This is a genomic window from Pseudomonas sp. GW821-FHT11G12 (genome assembly GCF_058808055.1).
Genome location: NZ_JBXARH010000002.1, coordinates 515,136 through 527,676 on the forward strand (window position 1 = coordinate 515,136; position 12,541 = coordinate 527,676).

Consider the following 12,541-nt stretch of genomic DNA (forward strand, 5'->3'; position numbering starts at 1 on the left):
AAGGAAAAAAAATGCCCCGCACTTGGCGGGGCATTTTGTTTCTGCGATTTGACGCTTACAGCCCGTCGAGCATCGCCTTGTTGCGCACTGCACCCTTGTCGGCGCTGGTGGCCAGCAGGGCGTAGGCCTTGAGGGCGGTGGTCACTTTGCGTGGACGTATTTCCACCGGTTTCCAGCCCTTCTTGTCCTGCTCGACCCGGCGTGCAGCCAGTTCTTCGTCGCTGATCAACAGGTTGATCGAGCGGTTCGGAATGTCGATCAGCACCTTGTCACCGTCCTGCACCAGACCGATCGCGCCGCCGGCTGCAGCTTCTGGCGAAGCGTGGCCGATGGACAGGCCGGAGGTGCCGCCGGAGAAACGGCCATCGGTCAGCAGGGCGCAGGCTTTGCCCAGGCCTTTGGATTTCAGGTACGACGTCGGGTAGAGCATTTCCTGCATACCCGGGCCGCCTTTCGGGCCTTCGTAGCGAATGATGACGATGTCGCCTTCCTTCACTTCGTCGGCGAGGATGCCGCGCACGGCGCTGTCCTGGCTTTCGAAGATCTTCGCGTTGCCTTCGAAGACGTGGATCGATTCATCGACGCCGGCGGTTTTCACCACGCAGCCGTCCAGGGCGATGTTGCCGTACAGCACGGCCAGGCCGCCTTCTTTCGAATAGGCGTGCTCGAAGCTGCGGATGCAGCCGTTTTCGCGGTCGTCGTCCAGGGTTTCCCAACGGGTCGACTGGCTGAACGCGGTCTGCGTCGGAATGCCTGCCGGGCCGGCCTTGAAGAAGTGGTGTACGGCTTCATCGTCGGTCTGGGTGATGTCCCACTTGGCGATGGCTTCTTCCATGCTGCGGCTGTGCACGGTCGGCAGGTCGGTGTGCAGCAGGCCGCCACGGGCCAGCGAACCGAGGATGCTGAAGATGCCGCCGGCGCGGTGCACGTCTTCCATATGGTACTTCTGGATGTTCGGCGCGACTTTGCACAGCTGCGGCACTACGCGCGACAGGCGATCGATGTCGCGCAGGTCGAACGCGATCTCGGCTTCCTGGGCAGCGGCCAGCAAGTGCAGGATGGTGTTGGTCGAGCCGCCCATGGCGATGTCGAGCATCATCGCGTTCTCAAACGCCTTGAAGTTGGCGATGTTGCGCGGCAGTACCGACTCGTCGTTCTCGCCGTAGTAGCGTTTGCACAGTTCGACGATGGTGCGGCCGGCCTGCAGGAACAGCTGTTCGCGGTCACTGTGGGTGGCGAGGGTCGAACCGTTGCCCGGCAATGCGAGGCCCAGGGCTTCGGTCAGGCAGTTCATCGAGTTGGCGGTGAACATGCCGGAGCACGAACCGCAGGTCGGGCAGGCGCTGCGCTCGTACTCGGCAACCTTCTCGTCAGAAGCGCTGGAGTCGGCGGCGATGACCATGGCGTCGACGAGGTCGAGACCGTGGCTGGCCAGTTTGGTCTTGCCGGCTTCCATCGGGCCGCCGGAGACGAAGATCACCGGAATGTTCAGGCGCAGGGCGGCCATCAGCATGCCCGGGGTGATCTTGTCGCAGTTCGAGATGCAGACGATGGCGTCGGCGCAGTGGGCGTTGACCATGTACTCGACGGAGTCGGCGATGATCTCGCGGCTCGGCAGCGAATACAGCATGCCGTCGTGGCCCATGGCGATGCCGTCGTCCACGGCGATGGTGTTGAATTCTTTCGCCACGCCACCGGCGCGTTCGATTTCACGGGCAACCAGTTGGCCCAGGTCTTTCAGGTGAACGTGGCCCGGTACGAACTGGGTGAAGGAGTTGGCAATCGCGATGATCGGCTTCTTGAAGTCGTCATCTTTCATCCCGGTGGCGCGCCACAGTGCGCGGGCGCCGGCCATGTTGCGGCCGTGGGTGGATGTTTTCGAACGGTAATCTGGCATGGAGCACTCCGGGCGGCTAATCACTTACTAATCAGGTGCAAAAGGGGAGTGAGCTTCTATTGACGTCTGGAACACTCAGAAATGGCCGTGTGTCCTGAAGTTGCCGATGACGTTGCGGGATCGCCGCTGGTCTCAGCCTGAGCTCATAAACCCGCCGGGGATGAATGGCGATGAATCTCGCGATTCTACACCGCTGGCGTCAGGAGGGAATGGCGCAAAACGTTGTTCCAGCGCTGACGCCCCGTGTGGAATGACGACTGGCAGGTTTAATCGCCGCCCGGCTGTGCGATGGCACCGGTTTGCAGGATTCTGGCGCGACGGCTGATCCGGTTGTTCAAGGCGAGCGCCACACCACTGAGCAAGACAAAGCTGTAGCCCAGGGTGGATTGCAGGTTGGTCGGGCTCAGACTGATCAAGGCACTGATCAAACCGCCGCAGATGAAAATGATCGTGCTGCCGGCCGAGGCCGAGGTGCCGGCGATGTCCGGAAACAGGCCCATGGCCCGTGAGGTGGCGGCCGGTCGGGCGATGGTGGTGCCGGCGGTGCAGATCAGCATCGGGATCAGCACTGTCGCCGGAGCCAGTGCAAAGCTCGACGACAGGTACAGCATGGTCACACCGGCGAACAGGATCAGGCTCAAACCGACGACCATCTGCTGGCCGCTGGTGATGCGCCTGCTCAGCACGCTGGCGAGGATGCCCCCGGTGACGTACGCCGCACCGTAGATCAGCAGGATCAAGGAAAATTCGTAGGCGGACAATTGCAGCCGGTCCATGAAGATCAGCGGCGAGATCACGATGAATGAAAAGTGGCAGGCGAACGCGAATGCCGAAATCAGCCAGTAGCCGACGAAGTCGAAATCCCCTAGAACCCGTCGGTAAGCCGTGAGGAAGTTCGTACGTGTGCCACGGGTGGTCGGTCGGGTGTTCTCCAGAAACAGACAGGCCTTGAGCAGCACTACGGCGGATAATGTGATGAACACCCAGAAGCTGCCTCGCCAGCCCAACGTTGCCTGCATGAAAGTCCCTGCCAGCGGTGATACCGAGATGAAAATCCCGCCGGCGGTGACCATCAGGATTCGCAGGCGATCGCGCTCCTCGCCTTCGAACAGATCCTGGACCAGCGCCTGGGACAGCACGAAGCAACCGCAACCCAGCGCCTGAACGACCCGGAATATCAGGAACAGCGAATAGTCCGAGGTCATCACACACCCGAGGGCACCGAGCATTGAAACGCTCATGCCGGCGAGCAGCAGCCCCTTGCGACCGATCACATCCGACAGCGGCCCGATCAGCAACTGGGCGAAGGCGATGCCGACGGCGAACAGGCTGATGGACAGTGCGATGTCCGCCGGAGTGCTGCGAAAGTGTTCGGCCAGCGCCGGGAACGAAGGCAGCAGGACATCGAGCGGAAATACACCCAGCAACACCATCGCCAGCAACAGGCTGACGGCCCCGCGACGTTGTCGGGTCGTCACCCCGGATTTTCCTTTATCCATCGATCAATCCTGCCTTGGCGAAAAGTATCTGGTTTTGAGGTTCAGTGAAAAATCCGGCTTTCTTCAGTGCGTTCAATGTGGCGACGCTGCCTGCCCGTGCGCGCGATCGGGTGGCTTGCACCGTTACCAGCTTGCCGAGTATCTCCGGCACGACGCTGTCGGCAATCCCGGCGTTGCACAGGCTTTGTCGCAGCCACGGTTCATCGATTTCGAAGAAGATCCCGAGGATCTCAAGCAGGGTGGCGGCGGCGAAGGTTCGTTGTTGCGCGCCCAGGTGCAGCCAGAGGTAGTGGAACACTTCAGTGAAGTAGCGACTGTGGCGCGCTTCGTCCGCGAGGTGATCGCGCAGCATGTCGTTGACCCCGGACACCAGGCTGTCCCGGCAGACGTCGAGCAGCTCCCGGGCAATGATGGTTTCCGAGACGAAGCCAAGCAGGAACCCTGTCAGCGGTCGCTGCTCTTGAGGCGTTCTGGCGATCAGCCCTTCCATCCGCGTGATGCGCCTGGGCATCACCGGGCGCCCGGTGATGGCGTAGAACCCGGCGATCTGTTCCGCGACCTGATGGGAAAACAGGGCGTGGTAGCCCTCATCGGTGTAGAGCTGCAGTGCGGCGGTTTTCATGGAGGGCGGAACATCGACCGGCAGTTCGCCGTGGACGATGACTTCCACGGCGCGATTGACGATGCGGTGTTCAAGCAACGTGGTGTAGTCGAGAAAATGCACCAGATGACTGGCCGTGAGCCGATGCACTACCGAACGGCCCGCCGCTTCGATGGCCGGGTGGGCAAGATAGGGCAGAAATGCCGGCGGGAACCAATGACGGGTTTCCAGTTGTTGCGCGATGTCAGCCGGCAAGCGGTAATCGTGGGCGCTGATTCGCACCGAAGCGCGGGTGTTCCAGTCGCCCAGTGAAAACTCGGAGGCCGGGGCTTGGGAGAGAAGGCTCATGCTGGCGTCTCGCGCAACAGGTCGCGCATTTCCTGGCACATCGCCTGACCGTCGCTTTCGCCGCAACCGACAAAGAACAGCGGCTGCTCGGTACCGTTCTCCAGTTGCAGCAATGTGTCGACCTGATCGTCGGCGAATGCACCTGTCAGCCAGGTGTTCATGCCTAGCGCGGTGGCGGCCAGTTGAAACGTCTGTGAAAGATGCCCGGCCTCGACGAACGCCATTCGGTAGGCGCGCGAGTGGGGATATTTCCACCAGAGCCTGTCGAAACGGGCGGTGATGAACAGGCCCAGTGGCAGGTTGTTGATGAAGTGCTGGCCTCCCAGCAGATTGCCCAGCGCTGTGTCGGGCGACGGGTTGATCAGGCTCAAGGCGTGTTCGGTCGGGTGATAGGCATATACGCCAGGTGCCAGTCCTTCGACGTTCTGGATCAGCAGGTAACCTTCGCAGGCATTGAGCCCGCCACCGGAAGGGCTGCTGCGGCGGGCGTCGAGTCCTTCGGCGACGCTGTCGTCGCAATCGCCTTCGCGCTCGCGCAGATAGCCGAGAGTCAGGTACAGCAAGGAGCCGACATCACTCAGCCGAACGGCTGAACCGGTGAAGGACCGGCAGGTTTTTCGCCGGGTCAGGGCGTTCGACAGACTGTCGTCATTCAATGTCGACGGCGCGGGGAGAGCGATGCGTCTGCCTGGGGGGCGCTCAGCCGTGTCATCGGCCGGGGGCGAGGAGGCGAGCACTTCGTTGCAATGTTCCAGGTATTGTCTGGCCCATTCATGAATGTTGTCCGGAATATATTCGCAGGGAATGTTGCGGGTGCCGATGTGATAAATCTTCGACAGTTCATCCCAACCCCAGACGGGATTGTTTATTGCCGATACTGTCAGTATCCCGGCATTGAGTAACTGTGTATCTATGATGTTGTCGTTGTCGTACAGCTCGGGGTTGTGGATTAGTTGTGCCAGGCGAGATGAATAGTCCAGATCGAGTTCATGTTGCGTGTGATCTTTATAGTTCCAGACTATTTGTCCTGGCGTGCGCGGCAATATGAATAGATAGGGATTTATTTGCATGTTAAGGCAAGGCTCTCTGGATAGGTCATCAAAGACGCTGGGTAGCCGGCAATACCCAGCGCCGCCTTACTTATCGGGTTTTAGGTGCAACCAGAAAAGCCAGGTTTGCGATTTTGCGGGATTCCAGAGTAATTGCTTTCATGTTTGAACTCCTTGTTCATTGAGGCTTCGTTATTTGTTGAGTGCCACCTCGTGGTGACGACTTAATAATAGTTTGTAATGGATTAATCGCAAGCGGATATTAAGTAGGAATATTCCAGTAATTTTGTCGGAGTGATCTTCCGCTTGAAAAGGTCTTGTAAGTTAGATATTGGTAAATGATGGATGTAAGGAAATGTCCTGCACGCTGACCGGACGATAAATGTAGGAAAGCCAATAACGGAAGGCAAAAAGAAGGGGAGCCCGTTGGCTCCCCTTCTTTTATGCATCGATACCGTTAGCTGTTGGGCAGCAGACGGCAGGTGATGCTCTTGATGTAGCGGGTTTCCGGAATGGCCGGGTGCACCGGGTGATCCGGGCCCTGACCACCACGCTCCAGCAGCTGGATGTTGCGGTCCAGGTGACGGGCGCTGGTCAGCAGGATGTTCTGCAGGTCGTCTTCCGGCAGGTGCATCGAGCACGAAGCGCTGAACAGGATGCCGTCCTTGTTGAGCAGGCGCATGGCTTGCTCGTTCAGGCGGCGGTAGGCGCCTTCACCGTTTTTCATGTCCTTCTTGCGTTTGATGAACGCAGGCGGGTCGGCAACGATCACGTCGAAGCGTTCTTCGCTGGCCTTGAGTTCCTTCAGGGCTTCGAAGACGTCGCCTTCGATGCAGGTCATCTTGTCGGCGAAGCCGTTCAGCGCGGCGTTGCGTTCAACACCGTCGAGGGCAAAACCCGAGGCATCGACGCAGAACACTTCGCTGGCGCCGAATGCGGCAGCCTGCACACCCCAGCCACCGATGTAGCTGTAGAGGTCCAGCACGCGTTTGCCTTTGGCGTAAGGGGCCAGGCGCGCGCGGTTCATGCGGTGGTCGTAGAACCAGCCGGTTTTCTGGCCCTGAATCACCGGAGCTTCGAATTTCACGCCGTTCTCTTCCAGCGCCACCCACTCCGGCACCAGGCCGAACACGGTTTCGGTGTAGCGCTCGAGGCCTTCGGCATCACGGGCGGCGGAATCGTTCTTGAACAGGATGCCGCTTGGCTTGAGCACTTGGGTCAGCGCCGCGATCACGTCATCTTTATGCGCTTCCATGGTCGCCGAAGCGATCTGCACCACGAGGATGTCGCCGAAACGGTCGACCACCAGACCCGGCAGCAGGTCGGAATCACCGTAGACCAGACGATAGAACGGCTTGTCGAACAGGCGATCGCGCAGGGACAGGGCCACGTTCAGGCGATGCACCAGCAGCGACTTGTCCAGCGGCAGCTTGATGTCGCGCGACAGCAGGCGGGCGCAGATCAGGTTGTTCGGGCTCATGGCGACGATGCCCAGCGGCTTGCCGCCGGCGGCTTCGAGGATCGCCTGGTCGCCGGCCTTGAAGCCGTGCAACGGGGTCGCGGCCACGTCGATTTCGTTGCTGTAGATCCACAGGTGACCGGCGCGCAGGCGACGGTCGGCGTTGGCTTTGAGGCGCAAGCTAGGCAGGGACATGACGTCGCTCCGGAAAAAAGAGCGGGAGTATACCGTGTTGCGCTGCACGCGGGTTCGGTGCTGGACATGTGGCGCGCAAGCCCGGCCTGTCAGCGGATGAAGGCAGAATTGGCCAAATGGTCTTGAATGAAAGTTTCCGCCGATCTGCCCCCGATGTGTCGTTCGTCGGTTTTTAGGGGTTAGAATCGCCGCCTGTCCCAGAGTGTGTACTTATGTCCCAAGAGCTGACCACCGAACAGATTCAACAGTCCCTGCAAGGCATCAGCGTGCCTGCGCAACCGCAGATCATGGTGGATCTGCAAATGGAGCAGTACATGCCCGACCCGGATCTGGAGACGATCGCCAAGCTGATCTCCCAGGACCCCGGCCTGTCCGGCTCTCTGTTGAAAATCGTCAATTCGCCGTATTACGGCCTGAGCAACAAGATCACTTCGATCAAGCGCGCGGTGAACCTGCTGGGCAGTCGTTCGATCATCAACCTGATCAACGCGATGTCGATCAAGGGCGAGATGAACGATGACACCATCGTCACCCTGAACCGCTTCTGGGATACCGCCCAGGACGTGGCCATGACCTGCCTGACCCTGGCCAAGCGCGTCGGCACCGAAGCGAGCGACGAGGCCTATGCGTTGGGCCTGTTCCATGACTGCGGTGTGCCGCTGATGCTCCAGCGTTTCCCGGATTACATGAAGACACTCGAAGAGGCCTATGCCAACGCGGGTGCCGAACGCCGGGTTGTGGACACCGAGAACGATGTCTACAACACCAATCACTCGGTGGTCGGTTACTACACCGCCAAGTCCTGGCGCCTGCCGGAACACGTCAGCGCGGCCATCGCCAACCACCATAATGCGATGGCGATCTTCAGCGACGAGACTTCACGCAACAGCCAGATGAAAAACCTGCTGGCGATCCTGAAAATGGCCGAGCACATCTGCGCCTCGTATCGGGTGCTGGGCAACCAGACCGAAGACTTCGAATGGCAGGCCGTCGGGCCGCTGGTGCTCGAATACATCGGCCTCTCGGATTACGACTTCGAAACGTTGAAGCAGACGATCCGCGAACTTGGTGCACATTGATTTAGCAAACTGATTCGAGACACCCATGCCTGAATTGCCGGAAGTCGAAACCACCCGCCGCGGCATCGCCCCGCACCTGGAAGGCCAGCGCGTCAGCCGGGTGATCGTGCGTGACCGGCGGCTGCGCTGGCCGATTCCCGAAGACCTCGATGTGCGCCTGTCCGGGCAGCGCATCGTGCTGGTCGAGCGGCGCGCCAAGTATTTGCTGATCAACGCCGAGGTCGGCACGCTGATCAGCCATTTGGGCATGTCGGGCAATCTGCGGCTGGTTGAAGTCGGGCTGCCGGCGGCCAAACACGAGCATGTCGACATCGAGCTGGAATCCGGCCTGGCCCTGCGCTACACCGATCCGCGGCGCTTCGGCGCGATGCTCTGGAGTACCGACCCGCTCAATCACGAATTGCTGATTCGCCTGGGGCCGGAGCCGTTGACCGATCTGTTCGATGGCGAGCGGCTGTTCCAGTTGTCACGCGGGCGGTCGATGGCGGTCAAACCGTTCATCATGGATAACGCAGTGGTGGTGGGCGTCGGCAACATTTACGCGACTGAAGCGCTGTTCGCCGCCGGTATCGATCCGCGTCGAGAAGCCAAGGGCATTTCCCGGGCGCGCTATCTGAAGCTGGCAATCGAGATCAAGCGCATCCTCGCCGCCGCCATCGAACGTGGCGGCACTACGTTGCGTGATTTCATCGGTGGCGATGGGCAGCCGGGGTATTTCCAGCAGGAACTGTTTGTCTACGGGCGTGGTAACGAGCACTGCAAAGTCTGCGGCACCGGTCTGCGGGAAGTGAAACTGGGTCAGCGCGCCAGCGTCTTCTGCCCGCGCTGCCAAAGCTGAGCGCAAAAGCTGAAAAAGTCCTACGGTCTATAGTGAGTTGTCTCACTGTTCAGCCCGAAGGATCGTGCCATGAAATCCTCGCAAGCCCTGTTCCTCGCACTGCTGCTGTGTTCCGGCCTGACCGTTCATGCCACGGAAGGCGGCAGCGGTGACCCGCGATACGCCATCCAGAATCCACCGGCCTACGCCATGATTGGCGATCTGCTGATTGCCCGCCCCTTGCTGGTGGCGGCGACGGTGATCGGTGCGGGGGCGTTTGTGGTGTCGTTGCCGTTTACCGCGCTGGGTGGCGGCGTCGGCGATGCGGGGGAGGCGCTGGTGGTGGCACCGGCGAAAGCGGCGTTCGTGCGCTGCCTGGGCTGTACCGGGGAAGGATTCGAGCAGCGTGAATGACGCGATCGCAGCCTGGCGCTGCGATCGGGGTCAGAGGCTCAAGCCTTGCCGGTAATCTTGCGGTACTTCTCCATCAACTGTTCTTCAGTCTCCGGATGGGCTTCGTCCAGTGGAATGCAATCCACCGGGCAGACCTGCTGGCACTGCGGCTCGTCGTAGTGGCCGACGCACTGGGTGCACAGGTTTGGATCGATCACGTAGATCTCTTCGCCCTGGGAAATGGCGGCGTTCGGGCACTCAGGTTCGCAGACGTCGCAGTTGATGCAATCGTCGGTGATGATCAGGGACATGCTAACTCCAGCCGGGGCGGCGGGCCCGGGCGCAATAAATCAATGCGCGCAATTGTGCCGCATTGGCGCCCGCAGTGCACGCGGGCGCCGTTTGAACGGTCGTTACTTCTTGAAGCGCAGGGTCAGGGCGTCAGCCACCGCCGGGTGGACGAACTTGCTGATATCGCCGCCCAGGGCTGCAATTTCCCGCACCAGCGTCGAGGAAATGAACGAATAACGCTCGGACGGGGTGAGGAACAGGCTCTCCACATCCGGTGCCAGTTGGCGGTTCATGTTGGCCAGCTGGAATTCGTATTCGAAGTCCGACACCGCGCGCAAACCACGCAGGAACACATTGGCGTTCTGCTCTTTGGCGAAATGCGCCAGCAGCGTCGAGAAGCCGACCACTTCCACGTTCGGCAGGTGTTTGGTGACCTCGCGAGCCAGCTCGACCCGTTGTTCCAGCGGGAACAGCGGATTCTTCTTGGGGCTGGCGGCGACGGCGATGATCACATGGTCGAACAGGCGCGAGGCGCGTTCGACCAGATCGCCATGGCCCTTGGTAATAGGGTCGAAGGTACCTGGGTACAACACTCGGTTCATCGCGTCGTCCTGGCGGGAATCCGTTGGGGAGTCGGATGGTATCGCAGCCGTCCCGGTCGGCCAAGTCGCCTTTTGGGTAAGAAAGCACTATAGACGGTACGAATCTTCGGCTTTTTCACGGGTTTCTCAGCCGTTCGCCGAGGGATGTCGCCAGTTGCGCCGTCAGACCATACACCGACAGCTGCGGGTTGGCGCCGATGCTGGTGGGGAACAGCGAGCCGTCATGAATCGACAGATTGCGCAGTTGATGATGCCGGCCAAGGCTATCGGTGACGGCGGTTTTCGGGTCTTCGCCCATTGCACAACCGCCCATGACGTGGGCACTGCCCAGGCGTGTGCGGTACAGCTCAAGGCTCAAGCCGTCGATCATTTCGCGAGCCTCGGCCAGGCTGTTCACGTAGCGCGCATCGGCGTGCATCGGCATCACCGCTTTGGCGCCGCCGGCGAACTGGATTTCGGCCATGACGTGGAAGGCCCGGCGCAAACCGTCCCAGGCGTAGGACGACACCTGATAATCGAGCACCGGCGAGCCGTCGCCACGCAATTCGACACTGCCGCCCTGGCTGTCCTGATGAAAGCCGTCACGCAGCAACGCCAGCATGGCGTGGGTGTGCGAAAGATCCGCCATGTGCTGCGCGTTTTCCTGGCCGAAGCCGCCGAGCAGGGTGGCAGCCAGCGCCGGGTGCAGCGGCGGCACTTCGAGTTTGAAGGCCATCGGCCCGGTGGTGCCGTCCTTCCACTGGAAGTGGTCGGAGTAGATCGACTGCGGCGCGCCATAAAACGGGTTGATGACGTCGTCGAAGCGCCCGGCGGACATGTTCACCGGATGCAGAAAGGTGCGTTTGCCGAGGCGTTGATGGGGATCCGGCGCATCCGAGCGCAGCAGCAGGGCAGGGCTGTTGATCCCGCCGCCGGCCAGCACGTAATGGCGGGCCTTGATCGTGATCTTGCGTCCGGTCGGTTCGACGCAGCGTTCGTCCATCGCCACGCATTGCAGCCCGGTCACTTTGTCGCCGCTGATCAAGAGCTTTTCGGCGCGGGCCAGATAAAGCAGTTCACCGCCCTTTTCCAGGGTCGCCGGAATGGTCGTGACCATCATCGATTGTTTGGCGTTGGTCGGGCAGCCCATGCCGCAATAACCCAGATTCCAGCAGCCGCGCACGTTGCGCGGGATCACGTGCCAGCTGTAGCCCAGTTGTTCGCAGCCTTTGCGGATCACGTCGTTGTTGGCGTTGGGTGGAATCATCCACGGGGCGACGCCGAGGCGCTGTTCCATTTTTTCGAACCACGGCGCCATGTCGACGGGGCTGTGGCCTTTGACGTTGTGTTCTTTGGCCCAGTGTTCGAGGGTCGGCTCGGGGGTTCGGAAGCTCGATGTCCAGTTGATCAGGGTGGTGCCGCCGACCGCGCGGCCCTGAAGGATGGTGATCGCGCCGTCCTTGCTCATGCGGCCGATGCCTTCCTGATAGAGGCTGCTGTAGGCCTTGTCTTCCAGCATTTTGAAGTCGCTGCTGGTCTTGAGCGGACCTTCTTCGATCAGCAGCACTTTATAACCGGCGGCGCTGAGGATTTCCGCCGTGGTGCCGCCGCCGGCACCGCTGCCGATGATGGCCACGTCGGCTTCCAGAGTCAGGTCGTCGGTCAGTTGTGCGCCGTTGTAGGTTTTCCAGCCACGGGCAAGGCCTTCGCGAAACGGGTCAGGTACGGGCATCAATCAGGCTCTCTTATTATTGTTCGGGGGAGGCGCGCGTCTCAGACGGTGGGCGGGCCGGGATAACCACAGTGCGCCCAGGATTCGGCGCGGGTGTACCAGGCCATCATCACCATTTGCTGCAGGGAGCTGTGGCCCATGCGCAGCAGGCTCAACGAGCTGTTTTCCCAGCGCTCGAGGAAGTGTCGGATCGCCTCGGGACTGGCGTTTTCCCAGCTGCCCCAGATTCCGGTCAGCGGTCCTCGGGTCACGGCCATGCCCAGCACGTCGAACAGTTGCCGGGTGAGTTTGAGCATTTCCGGCGACAGGTGATCGAGGCTGTAATCCAGGGACTTCAGCGCTCCGTCGACAGCGGCGGGCATCTTCTCCACTGCGACAGCGCCATCGAGCATCACCGGAATCAGCGCGCGCAGAAACAGCAGGTCACCGCTGCGCAGCGCAGTGAATCCGTTGGCCGATACGCTCGACGAACAGCCGCTGAGGCTGGCGCCGAGGCCGGCGGTGGCGAGGAAAGCCGTGGCGCCCAGGCTGAATTTCAGCAGGCCACGGCGCGACAGTGCAGGTGTTTCGGTCAGGCTTGGGTGCATTGTTGTTATTACC

At 60.9% G+C, this 12,541-nt stretch carries 12 protein-coding genes; 3 read left to right on the forward strand and 9 right to left on the reverse strand.

Features of this window, described 5'->3' with window-relative positions:
* Positions 1 to 55: 55 nt before the first annotated feature.
* From ilvD to AC1RR7_RS10125, 5 genes are all read right to left on the reverse strand, one after another.
* Positions 56 to 1,897, reverse strand: a complete 1,842-nt coding sequence (gene ilvD / locus AC1RR7_RS10105) for a dihydroxy-acid dehydratase (RefSeq protein WP_096817537.1) — start codon at positions 1,895 to 1,897, stop codon at positions 56 to 58.
* A gap of 266 nt (positions 1,898 to 2,163) precedes the next feature.
* Positions 2,164 to 3,396, reverse strand: coding sequence for an MFS transporter (locus tag AC1RR7_RS10110; RefSeq protein WP_493157284.1), 1,233 nt, complete (start codon positions 3,394 to 3,396; stop codon positions 2,164 to 2,166).
* Positions 3,389 to 4,345 (reverse strand): diiron oxygenase, encoded by a 957-nt coding sequence (locus tag AC1RR7_RS10115; RefSeq protein WP_493157286.1) that lies wholly within the window; start codon positions 4,343 to 4,345, stop codon positions 3,389 to 3,391. Before AC1RR7_RS10115 ends, AC1RR7_RS10110 begins: the two co-directional genes overlap by 8 nt.
* A complete protein-coding gene (locus tag AC1RR7_RS10120) occupies positions 4,342 to 5,415 on the reverse strand; it encodes a SagB family peptide dehydrogenase (protein ID WP_493157288.1) in 1,074 nt (357 codons plus the stop codon). The genes AC1RR7_RS10115 and AC1RR7_RS10120 overlap by 4 nt, the downstream gene beginning before the upstream one ends.
* A gap of 436 nt (positions 5,416 to 5,851) precedes the next feature.
* Positions 5,852 to 7,048, reverse strand: a complete 1,197-nt coding sequence (locus AC1RR7_RS10125) for a class I SAM-dependent rRNA methyltransferase (protein ID WP_096817544.1) — start codon at positions 7,046 to 7,048, stop codon at positions 5,852 to 5,854.
* 266 nt (positions 7,049 to 7,314) lie between these two features.
* Between AC1RR7_RS10125 and AC1RR7_RS10130 the strand changes: the two genes are divergently transcribed.
* The 3 genes from AC1RR7_RS10130 (at position 7,315) to AC1RR7_RS10140 (ending at position 9,358) form a co-directional block, all read left to right on the forward strand.
* On the forward strand, positions 7,315 to 8,127 hold the full coding sequence (locus AC1RR7_RS10130) for an HDOD domain-containing protein (RefSeq protein ID WP_173861305.1): 813 nt from the start codon (positions 7,315 to 7,317) through the stop codon (positions 8,125 to 8,127).
* 25 nt (positions 8,128 to 8,152) lie between these two features.
* Positions 8,153 to 8,965: a bifunctional DNA-formamidopyrimidine glycosylase/DNA-(apurinic or apyrimidinic site) lyase gene (gene mutM / locus AC1RR7_RS10135; RefSeq protein WP_102619680.1), complete on the forward strand. Its 813-nt coding sequence runs from the start codon at positions 8,153 to 8,155 to the stop codon at positions 8,963 to 8,965.
* A 69-nt stretch (positions 8,966 to 9,034) separates the two neighbouring features.
* The gene (locus tag AC1RR7_RS10140; RefSeq protein ID WP_102619681.1) at positions 9,035 to 9,358 is read left to right on the forward strand and encodes a multidrug transporter; all 324 of its coding nucleotides are present in this window, start codon (positions 9,035 to 9,037) and stop codon (positions 9,356 to 9,358) included.
* 38 nt (positions 9,359 to 9,396) lie between these two features.
* Here AC1RR7_RS10140 and AC1RR7_RS10145 read toward each other — a convergent pair whose 3' ends face one another.
* The 4 genes from AC1RR7_RS10145 to AC1RR7_RS10160 form a co-directional block, all read right to left on the reverse strand.
* Complete coding sequence (locus tag AC1RR7_RS10145) at positions 9,397 to 9,648, reverse strand: YfhL family 4Fe-4S dicluster ferredoxin (protein ID WP_003195146.1); 252 nt, start codon at positions 9,646 to 9,648, stop codon at positions 9,397 to 9,399.
* Between the two features lie 102 nt (positions 9,649 to 9,750).
* Positions 9,751 to 10,230 (reverse strand): pantetheine-phosphate adenylyltransferase, encoded by a 480-nt coding sequence (gene coaD / locus AC1RR7_RS10150; protein WP_003229157.1) that lies wholly within the window; start codon positions 10,228 to 10,230, stop codon positions 9,751 to 9,753.
* 115 nt (positions 10,231 to 10,345) lie between these two features.
* Entirely contained in the window at positions 10,346 to 11,941 is a 1,596-nt protein-coding gene (locus AC1RR7_RS10155; protein ID WP_493157290.1) for a GMC family oxidoreductase, read from the reverse strand.
* Between the two features lie 41 nt (positions 11,942 to 11,982).
* Positions 11,983 to 12,528, reverse strand: coding sequence for a twin-arginine translocation pathway signal protein (locus AC1RR7_RS10160; protein WP_493157292.1), 546 nt, complete (start codon positions 12,526 to 12,528; stop codon positions 11,983 to 11,985).
* Positions 12,529 to 12,541 lie beyond the last annotated feature (13 nt).

Bases quoted from the DNA above. Each gene is read 5' to 3' on its own strand.
- AC1RR7_RS10140 (WP_102619681.1), top strand. From the start codon at position 9,035: ATGAAATCCTCGCAAGCCCTGTTCCTCGCACTGCTGCTGTGTTCCGGC.
- AC1RR7_RS10145 (WP_003195146.1), bottom strand. From the start codon at position 9,648: ATGTCCCTGATCATCACCGACGATTGCATCAACTGCGACGTCTGCGAA.
- AC1RR7_RS10125 (WP_096817544.1), bottom strand. From the start codon at position 7,048: ATGTCCCTGCCTAGCTTGCGCCTCAAAGCCAACGCCGACCGTCGCCTG.
- mutM (WP_102619680.1), top strand. From the start codon at position 8,153: ATGCCTGAATTGCCGGAAGTCGAAACCACCCGCCGCGGCATCGCCCCG.
- AC1RR7_RS10115 (WP_493157286.1), bottom strand. From the start codon at position 4,345: ATGAGCCTTCTCTCCCAAGCCCCGGCCTCCGAGTTTTCACTGGGCGAC.
- AC1RR7_RS10160 (WP_493157292.1), bottom strand. From the start codon at position 12,528: ATGCACCCAAGCCTGACCGAAACACCTGCACTGTCGCGCCGTGGCCTG.
- ilvD (WP_096817537.1), bottom strand. From the start codon at position 1,897: ATGCCAGATTACCGTTCGAAAACATCCACCCACGGCCGCAACATGGCC.
- AC1RR7_RS10120 (WP_493157288.1), bottom strand. From the start codon at position 5,415: ATGCAAATAAATCCCTATCTATTCATATTGCCGCGCACGCCAGGACAA.
- coaD (WP_003229157.1), bottom strand. From the start codon at position 10,230: ATGAACCGAGTGTTGTACCCAGGTACCTTCGACCCTATTACCAAGGGC.
- AC1RR7_RS10155 (WP_493157290.1), bottom strand. From the start codon at position 11,941: ATGCCCGTACCTGACCCGTTTCGCGAAGGCCTTGCCCGTGGCTGGAAA.
- AC1RR7_RS10110 (WP_493157284.1), bottom strand. From the start codon at position 3,396: ATGGATAAAGGAAAATCCGGGGTGACGACCCGACAACGTCGCGGGGCC.